This window comes from Brevibacterium oceani (genome assembly GCF_013623835.1).
In the GTDB taxonomy this organism is placed as follows: Bacteria; Actinomycetota; Actinomycetes; order Actinomycetales; family Brevibacteriaceae; genus Brevibacterium; species Brevibacterium oceani.
Window position 1 is genome coordinate 1 of sequence record NZ_JABKDE010000002.1, and the last position, 19821, is coordinate 19821.

Genomic DNA, 19821 nt, shown 5'->3' on the forward strand with positions numbered 1-19821 from the left:
CGGTGGTGATAGTGGTGGGGAAACGCCCGGTTAACCGTTCCGATCCCGGTAGCTAAGCCCATTCGCGCTGATGGTACTGCAACTTGGTGGTTGTGGGAGAGTAGGTGACTGCCGCAATATTCTTTGCAGGAAAGGGGCTCCATCCTGACTGGTGAAAACCGGTTCGGATGGAGCCCCTTTCTGATATTCACGAACGGAAACCATGACAACTATTGAGACCCTGCAGAACGAACTCGCACAGCACGGCCGTGTAGAGATCCGCTTCGGACGGACCAAACAGTTCCTCCGCTCTGCCGGCACGGCACTGCGACTGCGTCGATCCGAATCGGCAGGCCCGCAGGTCATCATCAGTGACCACGGACTCTGGGCCGATACTCACGATTTCCCCGACACGGTCGTCCCATGGGCTCGCATCCTCGAAGTTCACCTCACCAAAGTCAACGTGAGTTCCTACATCGACGTGAGCATCCGCAGCGCCGACAGCCCCGGTCGCCGGCGGACGCTGCGGCTGCCTCACATGCTCACCGTCGATCCCGAGGCCCTTGCCAAATGGATCGTCATGGAATCGATGGTGCGAGGCGATCCCATCTGAAGCGTGTGTGGTCGACATGATTTCTGTAGTGTGGGGGCCACATCACTATGGAAGGACCTGACCATGATCGACAAGCTTCATGATGCGTTGAGGCTTCGCACGAACCCGGCCATCTTCTTTTCCTCGGCCGCAGTGATCATCATCTTCGTCCTCGGCACGATCTTCTTCACCGACCAGCTCGACGCCGGTGTCTCCGTCGCCTCCGACTGGCTGTTGACGAACCTCGGCTGGTTCTACATCCTCGGCGTCACCGTCTTCCTGGGCTTCCTCATCTACATCGCCGCCTCCCGCTACGGACGAGCGAAGCTCGGCCCCGATGACGAACCGCCCGAACACTCCAACGGGGCCTGGTTCGCGATGCTCTTCGCCGCCGGCATCGGCTCGATCCTCATGTTCTGGGGCGTGGCCGAACCCGTCAGTCACTTCGGCGACCCACCGCGCGCCTCGTTGGGCATCGAAGCGGGCACACCAGCCGCCGCGGTCGATGCCATGAACTTCACCTATTACCACTTCACGCTGCACACGTGGACGATCTTCACGCTGCCCGCTCTGTGCTTTGCGTACTTCATCCACAAGCGCAATCTGCCGCCGCGGGTGAGCTCGATCTTCCAGCCCATCCTCGGCGAGAAGATCCACGGCCCGATCGGCAAGACCATCGACGTCGTCGCCATCATCGGCACCGTCTTCGGCATCGCGGTCTCGATCGGGCTCGGAACTCTCCAGATCAACGGGGGACTGGCTCAGGTCATCGGGATTCCGGAGAACGCCCTCTGGCAGCTCATCATCATCGGCGTCGTCTGCGGACTCGCGACGATCTCCGTGTCGCTCGGCCTCGACAAAGGCATCAAGGTCCTGTCGAACCTCAACATCGTCATGGCCGTTCTGCTGCTCATCTTCATCGTCGTGTTCGGGCCGACCCTATTCATGGCCAAAGGAGTCTTCGAGTCCCTCGGCACCTATATCCAACAGCTGCCGGAACTCGCGCTGTGGAATGACACATTCGCCGATACCGGTTGGCAGAACACGTGGACGGTCTTCTACTGGGCATGGACGATCACCTGGTCGCCCTTCGTCGGCATCTTCATCGCCCGCATCTCCCGCGGACGAACCATTCGCCAGTTCGTCATCGGTGTCCTCGCCATCCCCTCGGCATTCTCGGTTCTGTGGTTCGGCATCTTCGGCTATGCGTCCTTCGACATCGAACTCAACCAGGGCGGCGGACTCGTCGATCGGGTCGTCGATCAGGGAGACATCCCGGGTGCGCTGTTCGCGTTCCTCGACCACTACCCGCTGGCGGCACCGATCTCGGTCATCGCCATCATCCTCGTGGTCATCTTCTTCGTCACCTCGGTCGACTCGGCTGCGCTGGTCGTCGACACGATGAACAACGGCCACGAAGACTTCAACCCGCTTCCGCAGCGGATTTTCTGGGCCGCAGCCATCGCCGTGGTCACCGCCGCTCTGCTCGTGTTCTCCGGCTCAGGCGGACTCGAAGCTCTGCAGTCGACGATCATCCTCGTCGGTCTGCCGTTCTTCATCATCGCCTACTTCCAGATCTACGCCCTCATGCGTGCCCTGCGCGAGGACGCCGGTGCGCTGCCTCGAGTGCGTATGCGGCGGTGGAAGAAGGTCCTCCCGCCCGAAGAGGTCGAACGCCGCGACGGCGACGATGACGAATTCAGCCACGAATACGACGGTGACGAAGACGTCGTCACCAGACCCGAAGCGGTCGAACCCGCGCCGAAGTTCCGCGACCCGTACGTCGAGACGTCTCGTCACAAGGGACGACGAGAAGGGACTCTGGCCAGTCGGACGGGCAGCCGAACCGCGACCCGGGACGACGATGCCGGATGACGTAAGGAACCGAATATGACGCAGGGGCCGGAGCAATCATGCTCCGGCCCCTGTCGCCTCGGTGCGCGGCCGCACGAGCGTGCTTCGTGACCGGCTGTGCAGCTCTCGGCCGACGAGATCCGTCTGTGAACAACGTCAGCGTTTACCGGCTAAACATCGTTCGTTGGGATTCAGCGTTTTCCAGTTTCCCGTTCCTGAATGCTTGTCGAACTCCTCACCGCGTGCAACGATGAAGTTGTCTGCAAGGTCAGATGCAAATGAATAGCGACTTCCGAATACATACCGAGGGAGAGAACGCATGAACGCATCAACCATCATCTGGATCGTCGTCGCCATCGTCGTCGTCCTGATAGTCGTAGGAATCATCATTGCCGTCAGCCGGAAGGCCGCAGCGAAGAAGCGCGAACGGCAACGGGAAGAAGCGGCCCAGCTGCGTCAGCAGGCTGCTGAAAACGAGCCCGAAGTCCGTGCCCATGAAGCAGAGGTAGAGAAGCAGCGGGCGGAGGCCAAGATGGCGAAAGCCAACGCCGACGCTCGCGCAGCCGAAGCTGATCGGCAGGCGGCTGCGGCAGCACAGCTCGACTCCGAAGCAGAGAAGCGTGAACAGGCAGTGCAGGAGGAACGCCTGGCTCACGAACGTCGTCTGGAACGTGCTGATGATCTCGATCCGGACTCTGGACCGCAGCAGGCCCCGGGCCGCGAGAGTGACCAGCGAGCTGAGGGCAACGCGGCTGCGAATGCCGATCGTCCTGTCCCCGGGCCCGAACGCGGTGCTGCCGATGATGGTCGCTACGTGTCCGAACAGGACATCGATGCGGAGTCACTGCGGCGGGGTGACGTCCGTCCTCCCGACAGCGACGGTTCCGAGCCGAAACACTGACCGCCGCTGACACTCTGAACCGGGGTGTCGTCCTCAGCTGAATCCGGCTGGGGACGACGACTTCGAACACGACGAAGGGGCCACTGCAATACGCAGCGGGGCCCCTTCGTCGTGATCAGCTCAGCTTCGTCATGACCGGCTCAGCCACCTCGGCGGGGGAGAACCGATCATCGATCGGTCACTGACCGGACTTGATCATCTCCGCGCACTTCTCGCCCATCATCATCACGGTGATGTTCGGGTTGACGGTGGTGATCTCCGGCATCGCTGAGGCATCGACGACGCGCAGACGGTTCACGCCCTTGACCCGCAGCTGCGGATCCAGCGGCGACATCTCGTCATCGGGGGCACCCATCCGCGTCGTACCGACCGGGTGGTAGACGGTGTTGTGGGTGCGGCTGATGTAATCGGCGATCTGCTCGTCGGTCTGCACATCCTTGCCCGGGAACAGCTCCTCGCCGGCCCACTCGGACATGGCGTCCTGCGACACGATCTCACGCGCCTTCTTGATGCCGGCGACCATGACGCGCATGTCGTGACCCTCGGGATCGGTGAAATAGCGGGGATCGACCTTCGGCTTGTCCCGGAAGTCCTTCGACCGCAGACGCACCGTGCCGCGCGACTTCGCATGCGTGACATTCGGGGTCAGGCAGAACGTGTTCTCCGCAGTCGGGTATCCCTGACGCAGAGTGTGCATGTCGAAGGGCACCGAACCGTAGTGGAACATCAGATCCGGACGATCGAGACCTTCCTCGGTGGGGGAGAAGATGCCGATCTCCCACCACTGGGTCGAATCCTCGACCATCGGCTTCTTCGCCTCCCACGAGATGACACCCTCCGGATGGTCACCGAGGTGCTCACCGACTCCCGGCGAATCCACACGAGCCTCGATGCCCACCTCGGCGAGGTGGTCCTTCGGGCCGATGCCGGAGAGCATGAGCAGCTGCGGGGTGTTGATCGCGCCGGCGGAGACGATGACCTCGCGCTTGGCTTCGATCCGGTTGGTCTTGCCGAAGGCGTTGTTGACCACGTGCACGGCGGTGCAGTTGTCGTTCTCATCGAACTCGAGCTCCTTGGCTTGAGTGTCGGTGAGGATGGTGAGGTTCTCACGGTCGAGGATCGGGTGCAGGTAGGACACCGAGGACGACGAGCGGGTACCGTCCGCCTTGCGGTTGACCTGGAAGAAGTTCGCCCCGTTGATGATGGTCTCACCCTCGTTGAACTGCACCCGCGGGATGCCTGCCTGCTCACAGGCGTCGAGGAGGGCGACGCCGCATGGATCGACCGGCGGCACGTTCATCAGGCTGACCGGACCGTCATGGCCGTGGTGGTCTCCGGGCAGTTCGTTGTTCTCGAGCTTCTTGTACAGGCCGAAGGTGTCCTTCGATCCCCAGCCGGTCGCGCCGAATTTGTTCTCCCAGTCATCGAGGTCCTCGCGTGGGGCCCAGAAGGCGATGCACGAGTTGTGGGAGGAACAGCCGCCGAGCACCTTCGCACGCGCATGACGCATGTACGAGTTGCCGTTCTCCTGCTCTTCGATCGGGTAGTCCCAGTCGAAACCGGATTCGAGGAGTTCCATCCAGCGGTTGAGGCGCAGGATGACGTCCTCGTCGACATCGGTCGGGCCGGCCTCGAGCAGGCCGACGGTGACCTCAGGGTCCTCGCTCAGGCGCGCGGCGACCGCGGCTCCGGCGGAGCCGCCGCCCACGACAACGTAGTCAAAGCTGTGAGTGGTCTTCACTATCTGATCTCCTTAGTTCTCGATGTGCGTGTTCCGGGGTTCCGGGCTCACTTGGTGTGGTCGGGGAACCATCCGGTGACGGCGGGTTCGAGGTTGTGGTAGATGTGCTTGGCTTCCTGGTATTCGGCCAGGCCCGTGGGGCCGAGTTCGCGACCGAAACCGGACTGCTTGTAGCCGCCCCATTCCGCCTGCGGCAGGTAGGGGTGGAAGTCGTTGATCCAGATCGTGCCGTGGCGCAGGCGCTGGGCGACCAGCTGGGTCTTGCCGGCGTCTTGGCTCCACACGGCACCGGCGAGTCCGTAGTAGGTGTCGTTGGCGATCTCGACCGCCTCGTCGACGGTGGAGAACGTCTCGACGGTGACGACGGGACCGAATGCTTCGTCGGAGACGACGGACATGCCGCGCTTGACCTGATCGAGCACGGTCGGCAGATAGTAGTAGCCCTTCTCCAGTTCACCCTCGCCGAACTTTCCGCCGCAGCGCAGGCGGGCGCCTTCGGCGACACCCTTCTCGACGTAGGCAGCGACCTTCTCACGGTGAGCCTTCGAGATCAGCGGACCGGACTCGGCGGCCTCATCGAAGGGTCCACCGAGGCGGATCTGCTGGGCACGCTCGACGAGGCGGTCGACGAACTCCTCGGCGATGGATTCCTCGACGATGAGTCGGGCACCGGCCGAGCACACCTGGCCGGAGTGGACGAACGCGGCGTTGAGCGCGTTGTCCAGAGCTGCGTCGAAGTCGGCGTCGGCGAAGACGACGTTGGGGTTCTTCCCCCCCAGCTCGAGAGCGATCTTCTTGATAGTCGCCGCAGCGTTCTTCGCCAGCAGGCGACCGGTGACCAGACCGCCGGTGAAGGAGACCATGTCGATGTCTTCGTGCGTGGACAGGGGAGCACCCGCGTCGGCGCCCGCACCGAGGATGAGGTTGCCGACACCCGCCGGCAGACCGAGCTCCTCGAGGACCTGCATCGTGAGGATCGCGGTGTGCGGGGTGAGCTCGGCCGGCTTGAGGATGAACGTGTTTCCGGCGGCCAGGGCCGGAGCGATCTTCCACGCGGCCTGCAGCAACGGGTAGTTCCACGGGGTGATGAGTGCGCACACGCCGACGGGCTCGTGCACGATCCGCGAGGCCACGGTGTCGGTGCCGGCGTCGACGACGCGACCGGCGTCGTTGGCAGCGAGCTTGCCGAAGTAGTCGAAGCAGTTCGCGATGTCGTCCATGTCGATCTGCGATTCGACGAAGCGCTTGCCTGTGTCCAGGGACTCGGCGTTGGCGAATTCGTCCTTGCGCTCACGCAGGGTGGCGGCGAACTTCAGCAGCAGGTCGCCGCGTTCGCTGGTGGGCACGGATGACCACACGCCGGAGTCGAAGGCGCGGCGGGCGGCCTTGATCGCCAGTTCGGTATCGGCCGGGCTGGCCTCGTCCACCTCGGCGACTAAGCTGCCGTCGGCCGGATTGCTGATCGTGCGGGTTCCGCCGTTGACAGCAGACACCCACTTTCCGTCGATATAGAGAGTGTTGGGCACGATATCTCCTTTTCCTAGCTGGCTGATGGCTGGTGAACGATCGGGGATCTACAGGTGCGAGAGCGCCGCTGACCTGGCGCGACAGTGCCGAAACCGACGTTGTCGGGCACCACGATAGGCGAAGTGAGGGGGCGAATGCGCAATCCGATGACACTGGTCACAGTCGCCGTCGCATGTGAGGTTGGTCGTGGTGGTGAGGCCGGTCGGATCGCTGAGGCCGGAGAGCGTGGTTGAGTCGGTCGGTGCTGCGGAGATTCTGCTCGTGGAAGTGCGGAGACATCCGTCATCCGCACGCATCTCTTCCACGTCAGATTTCATTCATCCCCTGGTGCCTGAGGCGGCGCGTTCTGCCGCTGCCGCCGAACCGATACGAATTCTGTTGGCCTGTCGACTGGATTCGCCTCGATTCTAACAGAGGGGCACGGCGGTGACCTGGGCGGCGATTCGCTTGCGGGCGCCCGTGAACGCACCCAGCGACGTGTCCCCGCCCACAGGGCGATGAGGCTGTGAGTGCACTAGAATGGACCGGAATCATCGAAAAGACTTCATAGGGAGAATCGTGGCCCAAGGGGATTCGCGAGACAGCCAGGACAACCGCCGCGCAGATGGCGGTCGCCGCTCAGATCGCGACAATAATCGCAACCGCCGACCGGATGACCGGGGCGGCCGCGGGCCACGTCAGTCCGACCGCCGTGACGATCGCCGAGGCGGCTACCAGGGAAACCGCCGGAACGACGACGACCGTCGGGGCGGCTACCAAGGAAATCGCCGCGACGACGATCGCCGCGGTGGCTACCAGGGGAACCGCCGGAACGACGATGACCGTCGCGGTGGATACCAGGGCAACCGTCGTGATGATGATCGCCGAGGCGGTTACGGGCAGAACCGCCGCAATGACGATGAGCGTCGGGGCGGCTACCAAGGAAATCGTCGCGACGACGACCGTCGCGGGGGCTTCAACCGGGATCGTCGCAACGATGATGATCGTCGTGGTGGATACCAGGGCAACCGTCGTGACGACGATCGTCGCGGGGGCTACCAAGGGAACCGTCGCAACGACGACGACCGCCGTGGCGGCTACCAGGGCAACCGCGACGACCGCCGAGGCAACCGCGACGACCGCGGAGGACGCGGTCGCGGGGGATACGGTCGCAACGACAACGATCGCCGCGCATCGCGCAAGACCGACACCGGCGACTATGCACGCGAACAGCGTGCCCGGCGACCGCGCATCCAGGAACCCGAGATCCCCGAAGACATCACCGGCCGCGAGCTCGACAAGGAGATCTTCGGGCAGCTGCGTTCCCTCGACAAGGAGAACGCGACGATGGTCGCCAAGCACCTCGTCGCCGCCGGTGGTCTGCTCGACCTCGACCCGGAACGTGCGCACGAGCATGCGAAAGCTGCGATGGCCCGCGCCGGCCGTGTCGCCGTCGTCCGCGAAGCCCTCGGCATCGCCGCGTACTACGTCGAGCAGTACGACGAAGCCGTGCGCGAGCTGCGCACGCACCGTCGGATCTCCGGATCGAACGACAACATCGCGCTCATCGCGGACGCCGAACGCGGCCGTGGCAAGCCGGAGAAGGCACTCGAGCTGCTGAAGGCCTCGGACGAACTCGAGCTCGACAATGACACTCGCACCGAGCTCGTCATCGTCGCGGCCGGCGCGAAGTCCGACCTCGAGGACATCGCCGGAGCCCGCCGACTCATCGAGGCCGAGGACTTCACGCAGAAGCCCAGCGGCGCACTCGTCCGACTCATGGCCGCCTACGCCGAGGTCCTGCGCATCGACGGCGAACCCGAACTCGCCGACAAGTACGAAGAGCTCTCCCGTCGCACCGCCAAGGCGACCGGCACCCTCTTCGGCGACGAGGAACCCGACCCGAATGCCGGAGTCCTCATCGAGACCGTTGAGGAGATCGAAGACGAGCCGGAAGCCTCGGACGACGAATCCGCAGACAGTGCGAACGCAGAATCCGCCGAGAATGCCGGCGAGTCGACTGATACCGAGGCAGCTGTTGTGGCAGCTGACGCAGAAGTGACTGGTGAGCCTGCCGCTGCTGAGGTTGCCGACGCTGAATCCGAGACCGACTCCGTCGCCGAGGCCGCGGCTGCAGCTCCCGCCGCTTCGAAGACGCACATCTCGGCCAAAGAACTCAAGTCGGTCAAGGTCACCGACGACGAGATCGAAGCCGAACTCGACGAGATCCTCGCCGACGCAGAAGCCGACAGCGAAAGCGTCGCCGATGCTGACGCTGACGCTGAGGACGCCTCGACCCCGGAGGCCGACGAAGAGCAGTGACAGTCACGGTCGAACAGGCACAGAACTCCGACGGTTCCACATCCGAGCCCGTGGATGCGTCCGAGGCTTCGAGCATGACCGAGCCCTCGGACACACCCATCGACTGTGTCCTGTTCGACCTCGACGGGGTCGTCTACCACGGCCCTCGAGCGATCTACGGCGCCGTGGACGGCATCAACTGGCTTCACGACCATGCGATCCCCGTCAACTACGTGACGAACAACGCCACCCGCACCCCGGAAACGGTCGCCGACCACATCAGCCGGATCGGGATCGACACGTCGACTGACGAGGTCACCACCTCGGCGCAGGTGCTTGCTGAACGCCTCGCCGAGCGCTTCGGCAAAGGTGCCCGCATCCACCTGATCGGAACCACCGGACTGCGCACCGCGCTCGACGCCGCCGGCCTCGAGATCACGGACTCGGCCGACGCGAACCCCGTCGCCGTCGCCCAGGGGCTCGACCCCCACATCGATTACGACACGATCGTGCGCGCCTGCGAGATCATCCGCTCCGGCGCCGAATGGTGGGCCAGCAACCCCGACTACTCACTGCTGACCGTCACCGGCAAGGTCCCCGGCAACGGAGCGTTCGTCGAACTCATGGCCCGGCTCACCGACACCGAACCGGTCATCGTCGGCAAGCCCGCCCCGCACATGATGGAATTCGCAGCCGACCGCCTCGGCGCCCGCCGCCCGCTCATGGTCGGCGACCGCCTCAACACGGACATCGAAGGCGGCAATGCGGCGGGCATCGACACCGCGCTCGTGCTCACCGGCATCCACGACATCCACGATGCACTGCGCGCCGAGCCCGAACGCCGCCCGACCTTCATCCTGCCGAACCTGCGCAGCCTGCCCGGCCTCATCACCGCCGGCGACCGCGGGGACTGCCCACGCATCGAAGCAGAACTGGGCCGAGCCTGGGACGCCATCGACGCCGGAACCACCGACGCCGAGGCGATCCTGGCCGAAGGACGCCTGCCGCGGACCATCGCCGGACCGGTCGACTCCGAACCCGGCACTGCCCCGGCCGGCACTGCCGGCGACGCATACGAGGAGGACACGTGACCGACGAAACCGCCCCGACGTCTGCTCCCGCCTCGACCGCACCACATCCCACCTCGTCACCCGCACCGACGCCGGCCTCGGTGAGCGGGGAGGTGCCCGTCGAAGCCTGGCGGTCCCGTCTCGAGGAGACGAAGACCCTGCCCGCCGCGCAGCGCCACGACCACCTCGGCGCTCTGCTCGATGACCTCGACGCGCAGGTCGGCTCCTTGTGAGCAGGCTCGACCGGGCACTCGTCGAACGCGGGATCCTGTCCTCTCGCTCCCGCGCCGCCCGTGAGATCGCCGCCGGACGCGTCGATGTCAATGGGTGCACCGTCACGAAGTCCTCCCACGACGTGGCCGAATCCGACGAAATCACCGTCACCGAACCCGACCCCTGGGTCGCCCGCAGCGCCCACAAACTCCTCGGCGCCCTCGCCGCCTTCGACCTCCTCGGTGCTCATGGCACGGCTGACCCCGGCAGCCCAGCCGAAGCAGGCCCCCTCGCCGGGCTCACCGCGCTCGATGCGGGTGCCTCCACCGGCGGGTTCACCCAGGTCCTCCTCCGTCACGGAGTCAGCGAAGTCTGGGCCGTCGACGTCGGCCATGACCAACTCGCCCCGATCCTCCGTGACGACCCGCGCGTGCATGTCCGCGAAGGACTCAACCTCCGCGACCTCGCCGCCTCCGACGTGCCCACCGTCGACCTCGTCGTCGCCGACGTCTCGTTCATCTCCCTGCGTCTGCTCATCGGCCCGCTCCTGGCTGCCACGGCATCCGACGGTCAACTCCTGCTCATGGTCAAACCCCAGTTCGAACTCGCTCGCGCCTCACTCGACAAACACGGCGTCGTCACCAGCCCGGCCAACCGCCGCCGCGCGATCGATTCCGTCCTCGACGCTGTGAGCGAACACGACGCGCGCGTGACCGACATCGCGCCCTCACCGCTGCCGGGACCCAGCGGAAACAGAGAGTACTTCCTGCGTGTTCGCCCAGGCCGAACCCCGGTCACGTCCGATAGGCTCGACGAAGCATCCATCCCCGCCCACCTGGAGACGATCATGAGAGGAGAGTCGTGACCAGACACATCATGGTGCTCCTGCACCCGCAGCGCGAAGAGTCGGCCGTGGCCGCCGTCAGCGTATTCAAAGCTCTCCTCGACGACGGCGTCACCCCCGTCGTCCTCTCCGACGAGATCGTCGGCATCCGCACCCGCCAGATCGAATCCACCGGCGGCGACGGCATCCTCACCCACTGCACCATCATCGACGACTCCGAACTGGCAGAGTGGCGGGACCGCTGCGAACTCGTCATCGTCCTCGGCGGTGACGGCACCATCCTGCGCGCAGCCGAACGCTTCCACGGCTCCGGCGTCCCCCTCATGGGCGTCAACTTGGGCCACGTCGGCTTCCTCGCCGAAAGCGAGAGGGAAGACCTCGCCGAGGCGGTCCACCGTGTCTCCCAACGCGACTACCTCGTCGAGGAAAGGCTCGCCCTCGACGTGTCCGTGTGGCACGAAGGCGAGAACATCTTCAACTCCTGGGCGCTCAACGAAGCGACGATCGAGAAGACCTCGAAGTCCCGGATGATCGACGTCGTCCTCGGCGTCGACGCCCGCCCCGTGTCCTCCTTCGGCTGCGACGGCGTCATCCTCGCCACCCCCACCGGCTCCACCGCGTACTCCTTCTCCGCCGGCGGACCCATCGTGTGGCCCGAGGTCGAAGCACTCCTCCTCGTGCCCATCTCCGCCCACGCCCTCTTCGCCGAACCCCTGGTCGTCAGCCCCAACTCCCGCCTCGGCGTCGAGATCTCACCGAACAACCCCGAACACTCCGCGGTCCTGTGGTGCGACGGCCGCCGCGCCCTCGAACTGCCCGCAGGCGCCCGCGTCGAAGCCACCCGATCGGCCTCGCCGATTCGTCTCGCCCGCCTGCACACAGGACCGTTCACCGACCGACTCGTCGCAAAATTCCGCCTGCCCGTCTCCGGTTGGCGGGGACCAATCAAGGAGGCCTGAATGATCTCCGAACTGCGGATCTCCCACCTCGGCGTGATCGCCGAAGCCGAGGTCGAACTCGACACCGGCTTCACCGTCGTCACCGGTGAGACCGGCGCCGGAAAGACCATGTTCGTCTCCGCCCTGTCCCTGCTCATGGGCCGCAAGGTCGGCTCCGGAGTCGTCCGCAAGGGCGCGGAGAAAGCCGAGGTCGAGGGCATCTTCACCTCTGTGGCCGACACCGTGCGCGACCGCATCGAAGAGGCCGGCGGCTCCGCCGACGAGGAAGCGATCATCTCCCGCACCGTCGCACTCAAGGGCCGTGCCCGAGCCACCGCGGGCGGGCGCACCGTGCCGATCTCCGTGCTCACCGACATCTCCTCCGACCTCATCACCCTCCACGGCCAGTCCGAACAGCTGCGCCTCAAGGGCGCCGCCCAGCAGCGGCAGCTCCTCGACGCCGCCGGAGGGCAGGAACTCGCCGAGGTGGCCGACCGTTACCGTGCCGCGTACGAGTCCTGGAAGGAGACCGAAACCCGAGTCGCGCGCATCAAGGACTCCACCGCCGCCCGCCGGGAACGCATCCTCTGGCTGCGCGGCTGCCTCGAAGCCATCGACGCCGTCCGACCCGAACCCGGTGAGGACGAGACCCTGGCCGCCCAGTCGGCGAAGCTCGGCGCCGCAACCGAGATCACCCGCGCCGTCGGCACCGCCCATGACCTGCTGCTGGGCGGGGAAGTCGACGACGCCGGCGCCGCCGTCGACCTCGTCCACCAGGCGATCTCAGCCATCGCCGATGTCGAAGGCTCCGACAAGGAACTCGTCACCATCCGCGAAGCACTGGGTGACGCGGTGCTCAGGCTCTCGGACTCTGCGGCCGAACTCTCCTCCTACCTCTCCGGGTTCGACGAGCTCGGAGAGACCTCCTTGGAAGAGACCGAAGCCCGCCGCGCCGAGCTCGGCACCCTTGCTCCTTATGGTCAGGACGTCACCGAGGTCCTCGACTTCGAATCCCGCTCGGCCGCCGAACTGGCCGAGCTCGAGGCCGAAGACCGCGACCTCGACGGACTCGACGCCGAACTCACTGAGGCGCGCGCCGCCATGGACGAAGCCGCCTCGGCGCTGACGACGATCCGCACGGCCACGGCGCAGAAGTTCTCTCAAGACGTGAGCGAAGAGCTGGCCGCCCTGTCGATGCCGAAGGCCGCCGTCGCCTTCGAGATCACCGAACGCGAACCCACCAGCCACGGCGCCGACGAGGTGCGGCTGACCTTCGCCGCCCACGAATCCTCGACACCGGACGACATCGGCAAGATCGCCAGCGGCGGTGAGCTCTCCCGCGTCATGCTCGCCATCGAGGTCGTCCGCGCGGCCAGCGAATCCATCCCCACCTACGTCTTCGACGAGGTCGACGCCGGCGTCGGCGGCAAGGCCGCCGTCGAGATCGGCCGCAGGCTCGCGAAACTCGCCCGCAATGCCCAGGTCATCGTCGTCACCCACCTGCCGCAGGTCGCCGCATGGGCCGACACGCACGTGACCATCGTCAAGGACGATGACGCGGAGACCGTGCGCTCGGGCGTGCAGGAGCTGACCGATGCCGAACGCGTCACCGAACTCTCCCGGATGCTGGCAGGCATGGACGACTCCGCCTCGGCGCGGGCCCATGCCGCGGAACTCCTCGACTCCGCACGGCAGGTCAAAGAGGAGGCGACGACAGGCGCATGAGACAATGGGCGGACCATGAAAGTGCGTAGACACCGCGAGAACCTCACCGCAACCAACCGGTTCGGTCCGGCTCCTGCCCGGCTCGACCGACGCACGAAAGACCTCACCAAGCGTCTCCAACCCGGCGACATCGCCGTCATCAAACACGCCGACATCGACCGGATCTCCGCCGAAGCCCTCGTCGCCTGCCGACCCGTCGCGGTGATCAATGCCGACAAATCGATCTCCGGACGCTACCCGAACCTCGGCCCGGGCATCATCGTCGACGCCGGCATCCCCCTCATCGACGCCGCCGGAGCCGAGATCTTCGACGCCGTCGACGAAGGCGAAGAGATCAGCATCGAGGACAACATCGTCCACCTCGGGGGGAAGGAGATCGCCTCCGGCGTCCTGCAGAACCCCGAGACCATCGCCGAGGATATGCACGCTGCCGAAGCCGGCATGAACTCCGTGCTCGTGGACTTCATCGACAACACGATCGAATACATCCGCAAGGACTCCGACCTCCTCTCGGCCGAACTCGTCGTCCCCGAGGTGAAGACCGCCTTCACCGACCGGCACGTGCTCATCGTCGTCCGCGGCTACCACTACAAGGAGGACCTGGCGATGCTGGCCTCCTATATCCGCGAATACCGGCCGCTGCTCATCGGTGTCGACGGCGGAGCCGACGCCATCATCGAAGCCGGCTACAAACCGGATATGATCGTCGGGGACATGGACTCCGTGTCCGACACCGCACTGACCTCAGGGGCCGAGATCGTCGTCCACGCCTACCGCGACGGCACCGCACCGGGCACCGAGAGAGTCCATGCCCTCGGCGTCGACTGTGTGGCCTTCGCCGCCTCGGGCACGAGCGAGGACATCGCGATGCTGCTGGCCGACGACAAGGGCGCCGAACTCATCGTCGCCGTCGGCACCCACGACACCGTCATGGAGTTCCTCGACAAGGGACGCAAGGGCATGGCCTCGACCTTCATCACCCGCCTGCGGGTGGGCTCGAAGCTCATCGACGCGAAAGGCGTGTCCCTGCTCTATCGGCAGCGCATCTCCAGCCTGCAGCTGGCCGTGCTCATCGTCGCCGGCCTCGTCGCCCTCGTCGTGGCGATGACCGCGACCTCGGCGGGTCAGACCTTCCTCGGCCTCATCGGCGCCCAACTCGACGGTTTCTTCGGCTGGATCGGCTCCCTGTTCGGCGGGGATCCCGCGGCCGCCGCCGCATCCGCAGGCTTCATCCAAGGACGTATTCCGTGATTGACTTCCGCTACCACCTCGTCTCCCTCGTCTCGGTGTTCCTCGCCCTGGCCGTCGGCATCGTCCTCGGTGCGGGACCGCTGAAGGAACCGATCGGCGAATCCCTGCAGAGCCAGGTCGACGCGCTGCGGTCCGACCGCGACAACCTGCGCACCGACCTCGACGCTGCGAAGGGCAACATCGACAAGCAGAACGACTTCGTCACCGCTTCCGCACCCGAACTCATCGGGGGCGCGCTCAAGGACCAGGACGTCAGCATCATCGCCGCCCCCGACGCCGACTCCGAACAGGTCGAAGAGGTCAGCAACCGGGTCAAGGAAGCCGACGGCACCATCGCCGGAGACGTGTCCTTCGTCGACAACACGCTCAGCCTCCAGGACTCCACCGACTTCCTCGAAAAGCTGCGCACCATCGTCCCGGACCTGCCGCAGGACGACTCGACCGCGATCCGCGCCGCCCTCGTCATCGCGCTGACCGGAAACGCCTCGATGCTCGAGGACGACGAGGATCGGGAGGCCGCAGAGAAGGCGTCGACGAAACTCTACGACGCGTTCGTCGATGCCGACCGGCTGCGTACCGACACCGACCACAAGACGACCTCGCTGTTCATCGTCGTCGACGACGAGAACTCGACCCTGGCCGAGGAGACGAAGTCGAGCCCCAGGGCCAGCGGCGACAAGGCCACCCGCAGCCTCGTCACCGATTTCATCACCGCGCTCACCGCCGATTCCACCTCGGTCGTCGTCGCCGGCGATGCGGCCTCGGCGCAGAACGGACTCGTCAACATCCTCCGCACGGAGAAGTCCCGGGCCAGCACCGTCGACGGCCTCGGCCTCGGCGCCGGACCCGTCATCACCGTCCGCGCTCTGGCCGCCGGTGAGGACGGCACCCACGGCCACTTCGGCTTCGCCGACGATGCCGAGGAGATCCTCCCGGGCAAGACCACCGCCGAGAAGAAAGACGCCAAATGATCCGCTCGATCATCAGCTCAGCCGTGGCCGGACTCGCCGGCTACGCCGCGACCACGGCCGTGCTCAAGTCGCGTCTGCGCACCCGCCCCGAGGTCGTGCGCACCAATCACGCCGGCCGCGACGTCTCACTCATCGAAGGACCTGCCGTGACCGCGGGTCTGCTCGCCGGCGGACTGCTCATCGAAGATCCGCGGCAGCGCGTCGCCACCCTGCTGGCCACGGCTGCGGCAGGCAGCCTCGGCGCCGTCGACGACTTCCTCGAATCCGGGTCGTCGAAAGGGCTGCGCGGGCACCTCTCGGCTCTGGCCCGCGGCGAGATCACGACCGGTGCCCTCAAGGTCACCGGCATCCCGCTGGCCTCGATCGCAGCCGCCGCGATCCTGCGCACCGGAACCCGCAAGACCGGCCTCTTCGCCGTGTCTCGGCAGGATGATTCGAACTGGGTGTCCAGAGCCTGCGACATCGTCGTCACCGGGGGAGTGATCGCCGGATCGGCGAACCTCTTCAACCTACTCGACCTCCGCCCCGGCCGCGCGCTCAAGGCCGGAGCGCTCACCCTGGCGTTCACCGATCACGACCACGCGGTCTCCTGGGCACCGAGTGCGGCGATCGCCGGCGCCAGCGCCGCCGCATGGCCGGACGACCTGGCCGGAGAGGTCATGCTCGGCGACACCGGTGCCAACGCTTTGGGTGCGGCGATCGGCACGATCCTCGCCGAGACCGCGAGCCCCGGACAGCGCCGCATCGTCCTCGCCGTCCTCGCCGGGCTGACCCTGGCCAGCGAGAAGGTCTCCTTCACCTCAGTCATCGAGTCGACCCCCGGACTGCGGGAGATCGACTCCTTCGGCCGCGAGGGCGTGTGAGCAGGCTCGTCCGAGTCCTCGCCTCAACGGCGCTGCTCGTCTCGATCATCACTCTGCTGACCCGACTCGTCGGGTTCCTCCGCTGGTTGGTGTTCTCTCCGACCGTCGGCGCCGGTACCGTCGGCACCGCCTACCAGAGTGCGAACCAGGTCCCGAACATCCTCTTCGAGGTCGTCGCAGGTGGAGCCCTTGCTGGGGCTGTCATCCCGCTGCTTGCGATCCCGCTGGCCCGCGCGGATCGGGACACTGCTGGACGGATCGCCTCAGGACTGCTGACCTGGGCGGTGTCGGTGACCCTGCCCCTGTCGATCCTGCTCGCGGTCTTCGCCGAACCCATCGCGAGCCTCCTCGTCGACGCGAAGTCCACCGATACCGAGCTCCACGCGACCGCGCAGCTGCTGCTGATGTTCTCCCCGCAGCTCGTCCTCTACGGCATCGGCGCAGTGCTCACGGGTGTACTCCAAGCGCACCGAAAGTTCCTCTGGCCGGCCTTCGCCCCGCTGCTGTCCAGTCTCGTCGTCATCGGCTGCTATATCGCCTACAGCGCCGTCGGCGGCAATGATGATACGTGGCAGACACACCTCGGCTGGCTGGGCTGGGGCACCACTCTCGGCGTTGCCGCACTGGCCCTGCCCTTGGCACTGCCGATGTCAACGACCGGCCTCAAGCTGCGTCCCACCTACTCGTTCCCTCCCGGAGTCGGCCGCCGTGCCCTTCGTCTCGCCGGCGCCGGAATGGCGGCCCTGCTCGCACAGCAGGCAGCGGTGCTTGCCACCCTGACTCTGTCGAATCATTCGGGCGGCAAAGGCACCTTCGTTCTCTTCAGCTACATCAACGCCGTCTACCTCCTGCCGTATGCGGTTCTCGCTGTACCGGTGGCCACCGTGATGTTCCCGACCCTGTCGACCTGGGTCGGGCGGTCCACCGACCCAGAAGCGACCGAGCATGACCGTGCCGAGGCAGGAACTCGACTGCGCGCCGTGACGTCGACGACGACCGCCCTGATTCTCACCATCGGCGGACTCGGGGCGGTCATCCTGCTCTCTGCCGCCGGGCCCCTGCAGATCTTCTTCACCGCGATCGACGCGGCCAAGGACGTCGCCTCTGTGCCCTTCGACTCGATGGCCCGCGCCATCATGGTCATGGCCCTGGCCGTGCCCGGTTGGTCGTTCGTCGCCTGGGGCACCCGCGTCTTCTACGCCGTGGAGCGCTCACGCCATTCTGCAGTGGCCACGACCACCGGGTGGATCCTCGTCATCGTCGGCATGATCCTCGCCATCCTCATCACTGACGCCAACGGTGACCCCGGCCTGACGCTGGTCGCCATCTGCTGCGGCTACGTGCTCGGGATGACGGTGGCCGGCGGCTTCCTGCTCGTGTCCATCCGTCGCGTGCTCGGCCCCACTGGCATCGCCAGGGTCGGTCGGCGCGGTCTGCTCGCTCTCGGCGCGGCCGGCGTTGCTGGTGCCGCCGGCATCGTCACCTCGCAGTGGCTCGGCGGACTGCTCGACAATTCGGCATCCTCGGCGGTCATCGCCGGAGTCGTCGCCGCGCTGCTCGGCTGCGTGATCTTCGGAGCCATCGTCCTCGTCATCGACCATGGTTTCCTCGGAGAGATCCGTGGGCTGCTCGCCGACCGCAACCGCGGTGACGGCGGACAGAACCCCGTGACCGAAGAGGGCACAGACATCGCGCAGCACCCCGTCGCTGAACCGGGGACAGGCACCGTCATGGAACGCGGGACAGGAACCGGCAGAGAATCTGTGACAGAGCCCGGGACAGACTTCGTCCAGAACCCCCACACCCGAGACGACAGGGAGGAAGACTCATGAGGATCGTCTTCGTCATCGGCACCTCCACCGGGGGAGTCGGCACCCATGTCAGGGCCCTGGCCCGCGAGCTGACCGCCGCCGGGCACGAGATCGGCGTCATCGGCCCCGCCGCCACCGACGAACACTTCGGGTTCTCACTGCTGCCGGGAGTCCGCTTCGCCGTCCTCGAACTCGGCACCGGCATCGGGGTCGGCGACGCCGCCCTCGTCCGCCGCCAACGCACCCTGCTGCGCAGCTTCGCCCCCGACATCGTCCACGCCCACGGATTCCGCGCCGGGCTCATCACCCTCCTGACCGTGCGCACACTGCGCACCCGCCCCCGATTCGTCCTCAGCCTGCACAACCAGGCCAGCGGGCAGGGCATGCGCGGCAAGGTGGAAACACAGGTGGAGACGATGCTCGCCCGCGGCGCCGACCTCGTGCTCGGCGCGAGCACCGACCTCGTCGACCGGGCGCGACAGCTGGGTGCGAACGACGCCCGTTTCCTGCCGGCCGCGGCCCCGCAGGTCGAGCAGATCCCCGCCGCGGCGGCCGCCGCCACCCGTGCGACGCTCGCCGCCGACTTCGGCTTCGACGAAGGAGCCCTCATCGTCCTCGCCGTCGGACGCGTGGCACCGCAGAAGAACTACCCGATGCTCATCCGCGCCCTCGGCCGGCTCGGGGAGAGGGACGGCGCTCTCGGCCGCCTCGGCGAAGGGGAGGCGATACCCGCGACCGGACGGTCCGACGAACGGTCGCAGGCTGCCTCGGTGGTCGTGCTCATCGCCGGCGCCGCCGACGAATCGGTGCTCAACGAGGTCCGCACACAATACGACCGGCTCAGCGCCGCCTCGGCGATCCCTGACCTGCACTTCCTCGGCGCCCGCGACGACGTGGCCGCGCTCGCCGCGGCAGCCGACGTCTACGTGCTCACGAGCGTGTGGGAGGCTCGCGCCCTCGTGCTGCAGGAGGCACTGAAAGCGGGCAAGGCGATCGTCGCCACCGCCACCGGCGGCACGCCCGAACTCGTCGGCGATGCGGGCATCGTCGTCGATGACGACGACGACCGGGCCCTTGCCGAAGCCGTCGCCGAACTCGCCGTCGACCCCGCCCGCCGAGCCGAACTCGGCCGCCGCGCAGTGGCACGGGGAGCCGAGCTTCCCGATGAACGAGAAGTCGCCGAAGAACTCGTGGGCATTTACACGGAACTCGGACCCGCCCAGGTAGGCTAGAACCAGCGTCGAACGAGAGCGTCGAACGA

At 66.3% G+C, this 19821-nt stretch carries 17 protein-coding genes and 1 rRNA gene; 15 read left to right on the top strand and 3 right to left on the bottom strand.

Annotation, left to right across the window (positions count from 1 at the left end):
- The 4 genes from rrf to HK401_RS03315 all read left to right on the top strand — a co-directional run.
- Positions 1–117 (top strand): 5S ribosomal RNA (rrf, locus tag HK401_RS03300); the annotation flags it as partial.
- Between the two features lie 85 nt (positions 118–202).
- The gene (locus HK401_RS03305; protein WP_181273280.1) at positions 203–592 is read left to right on the top strand and encodes a hypothetical protein; all 390 of its coding nucleotides are present in this window, start codon (positions 203–205) and stop codon (positions 590–592) included.
- A 63-nt stretch (positions 593–655) separates the two neighbouring features.
- Entirely contained in the window at positions 656–2446 is a 1791-nt protein-coding gene (locus HK401_RS03310; protein ID WP_181273281.1) for a BCCT family transporter, read from the top strand.
- Between the two features lie 298 nt (positions 2447–2744).
- Positions 2745–3326 carry a hypothetical protein gene (locus HK401_RS03315; protein ID WP_181273282.1) on the top strand — a complete coding sequence of 194 codons (582 nt, stop codon included), beginning with the start codon at positions 2745–2747 and terminating at the stop codon, positions 3324–3326.
- Between the two features lie 178 nt (positions 3327–3504).
- Here HK401_RS03315 and HK401_RS03320 read toward each other — a convergent pair whose 3' ends face one another.
- The 3 genes from HK401_RS03320 to HK401_RS03330 form a co-directional block, all read right to left on the bottom strand.
- Positions 3505–5067 (bottom strand): GMC family oxidoreductase, encoded by a 1563-nt coding sequence (locus HK401_RS03320; RefSeq protein ID WP_181273283.1) that lies wholly within the window; start codon positions 5065–5067, stop codon positions 3505–3507.
- Between the two features lie 47 nt (positions 5068–5114).
- A complete protein-coding gene (locus HK401_RS03325) occupies positions 5115–6593 on the bottom strand; it encodes an aldehyde dehydrogenase family protein (RefSeq protein ID WP_181273284.1) in 1479 nt (492 codons plus the stop codon).
- A 619-nt stretch (positions 6594–7212) separates the two neighbouring features.
- Positions 7213–7989, bottom strand: coding sequence for a hypothetical protein (locus HK401_RS03330; RefSeq protein ID WP_181273285.1), 777 nt, complete (start codon positions 7987–7989; stop codon positions 7213–7215).
- On the opposite strand from HK401_RS03330, the gene HK401_RS03335 reads away from it, so the two are divergent.
- The 11 genes from HK401_RS03335 (at position 7921) to HK401_RS03385 (ending at position 19792) form a co-directional block, all read left to right on the top strand.
- The gene (locus tag HK401_RS03335; RefSeq protein ID WP_258233986.1) at positions 7921–8895 is read left to right on the top strand and encodes a hypothetical protein; all 975 of its coding nucleotides are present in this window, start codon (positions 7921–7923) and stop codon (positions 8893–8895) included. The two genes, HK401_RS03330 and HK401_RS03335, sit on opposite strands and share 69 nt — an antisense overlap.
- Before the next feature lie 74 nt (positions 8896–8969).
- Positions 8970–9965 (top strand): HAD-IIA family hydrolase, encoded by a 996-nt coding sequence (locus HK401_RS03340; protein ID WP_181273286.1) that lies wholly within the window; start codon positions 8970–8972, stop codon positions 9963–9965.
- Entirely contained in the window at positions 9962–10177 is a 216-nt protein-coding gene (locus HK401_RS03345) for a hypothetical protein (RefSeq protein WP_181273287.1), read from the top strand. Before HK401_RS03340 ends, HK401_RS03345 begins: the two co-directional genes overlap by 4 nt.
- Positions 10174–11022 carry a TlyA family RNA methyltransferase gene (locus HK401_RS03350; protein WP_181273288.1) on the top strand — a complete coding sequence of 283 codons (849 nt, stop codon included), beginning with the start codon at positions 10174–10176 and terminating at the stop codon, positions 11020–11022. The genes HK401_RS03345 and HK401_RS03350 overlap by 4 nt, the downstream gene beginning before the upstream one ends.
- Entirely contained in the window at positions 11019–11960 is a 942-nt protein-coding gene (locus HK401_RS03355; RefSeq protein WP_181273289.1) for an NAD kinase, read from the top strand. Before HK401_RS03350 ends, HK401_RS03355 begins: the two co-directional genes overlap by 4 nt.
- Positions 11961–13664, top strand: coding sequence for a DNA repair protein RecN (gene recN / locus HK401_RS03360; protein ID WP_181273290.1), 1704 nt, complete (start codon positions 11961–11963; stop codon positions 13662–13664). It abuts the gene before it with no gap.
- Positions 13665–13679: 15 nt separating this feature from the next.
- On the top strand, positions 13680–14915 hold the full coding sequence (gene steA / locus HK401_RS03365; protein WP_181273291.1) for a putative cytokinetic ring protein SteA: 1236 nt from the start codon (positions 13680–13682) through the stop codon (positions 14913–14915).
- The gene (locus tag HK401_RS03370) at positions 14912–15886 is read left to right on the top strand and encodes a copper transporter (protein WP_181273292.1); all 975 of its coding nucleotides are present in this window, start codon (positions 14912–14914) and stop codon (positions 15884–15886) included. Before steA ends, HK401_RS03370 begins: the two co-directional genes overlap by 4 nt.
- Entirely contained in the window at positions 15883–16749 is an 867-nt protein-coding gene (locus HK401_RS03375; RefSeq protein WP_181273293.1) for a hypothetical protein, read from the top strand. The genes HK401_RS03370 and HK401_RS03375 overlap by 4 nt, the downstream gene beginning before the upstream one ends.
- Positions 16746–18581, top strand: a complete 1836-nt coding sequence (gene murJ, locus HK401_RS03380) for a murein biosynthesis integral membrane protein MurJ (RefSeq protein WP_181273294.1) — start codon at positions 16746–16748, stop codon at positions 18579–18581. Before HK401_RS03375 ends, murJ begins: the two co-directional genes overlap by 4 nt.
- Positions 18578–19792, top strand: a complete 1215-nt coding sequence (locus HK401_RS03385; protein WP_181273295.1) for a glycosyltransferase family 4 protein — start codon at positions 18578–18580, stop codon at positions 19790–19792. The genes murJ and HK401_RS03385 overlap by 4 nt, the downstream gene beginning before the upstream one ends.
- The last annotated feature ends 29 nt before the right edge of the window (positions 19793–19821 follow it).

What these genes read in the sequence shown, in the direction of transcription:
- HK401_RS03375 (WP_181273293.1), top strand. Translation starts at nt 15,883, where the DNA reads ATGATCCGCTCGATCATCAGCTCAGCCGTGGCCGGACTCGCCGGCTAC.
- recN (WP_181273290.1), top strand. Translation starts at nt 11,961, where the DNA reads ATGATCTCCGAACTGCGGATCTCCCACCTCGGCGTGATCGCCGAAGCC.
- HK401_RS03330 (WP_181273285.1), bottom strand. Translation starts at nt 7,989, where the DNA reads ATGCTCGTGCGCACGTTCCGGGTCGAGGTCGAGCAGACCACCGGCGGC.
- steA (WP_181273291.1), top strand. Translation starts at nt 13,680, where the DNA reads ATGAAAGTGCGTAGACACCGCGAGAACCTCACCGCAACCAACCGGTTC.
- HK401_RS03335 (WP_258233986.1), top strand. Translation starts at nt 7,921, where the DNA reads ATGGTCGCCAAGCACCTCGTCGCCGCCGGTGGTCTGCTCGACCTCGAC.
- HK401_RS03310 (WP_181273281.1), top strand. Translation starts at nt 656, where the DNA reads ATGATCGACAAGCTTCATGATGCGTTGAGGCTTCGCACGAACCCGGCC.
- HK401_RS03305 (WP_181273280.1), top strand. Translation starts at nt 203, where the DNA reads ATGACAACTATTGAGACCCTGCAGAACGAACTCGCACAGCACGGCCGT.
- HK401_RS03315 (WP_181273282.1), top strand. Translation starts at nt 2,745, where the DNA reads ATGAACGCATCAACCATCATCTGGATCGTCGTCGCCATCGTCGTCGTC.
- HK401_RS03340 (WP_181273286.1), top strand. Translation starts at nt 8,970, where the DNA reads ATGACCGAGCCCTCGGACACACCCATCGACTGTGTCCTGTTCGACCTC.
- HK401_RS03385 (WP_181273295.1), top strand. Translation starts at nt 18,578, where the DNA reads ATGAGGATCGTCTTCGTCATCGGCACCTCCACCGGGGGAGTCGGCACC.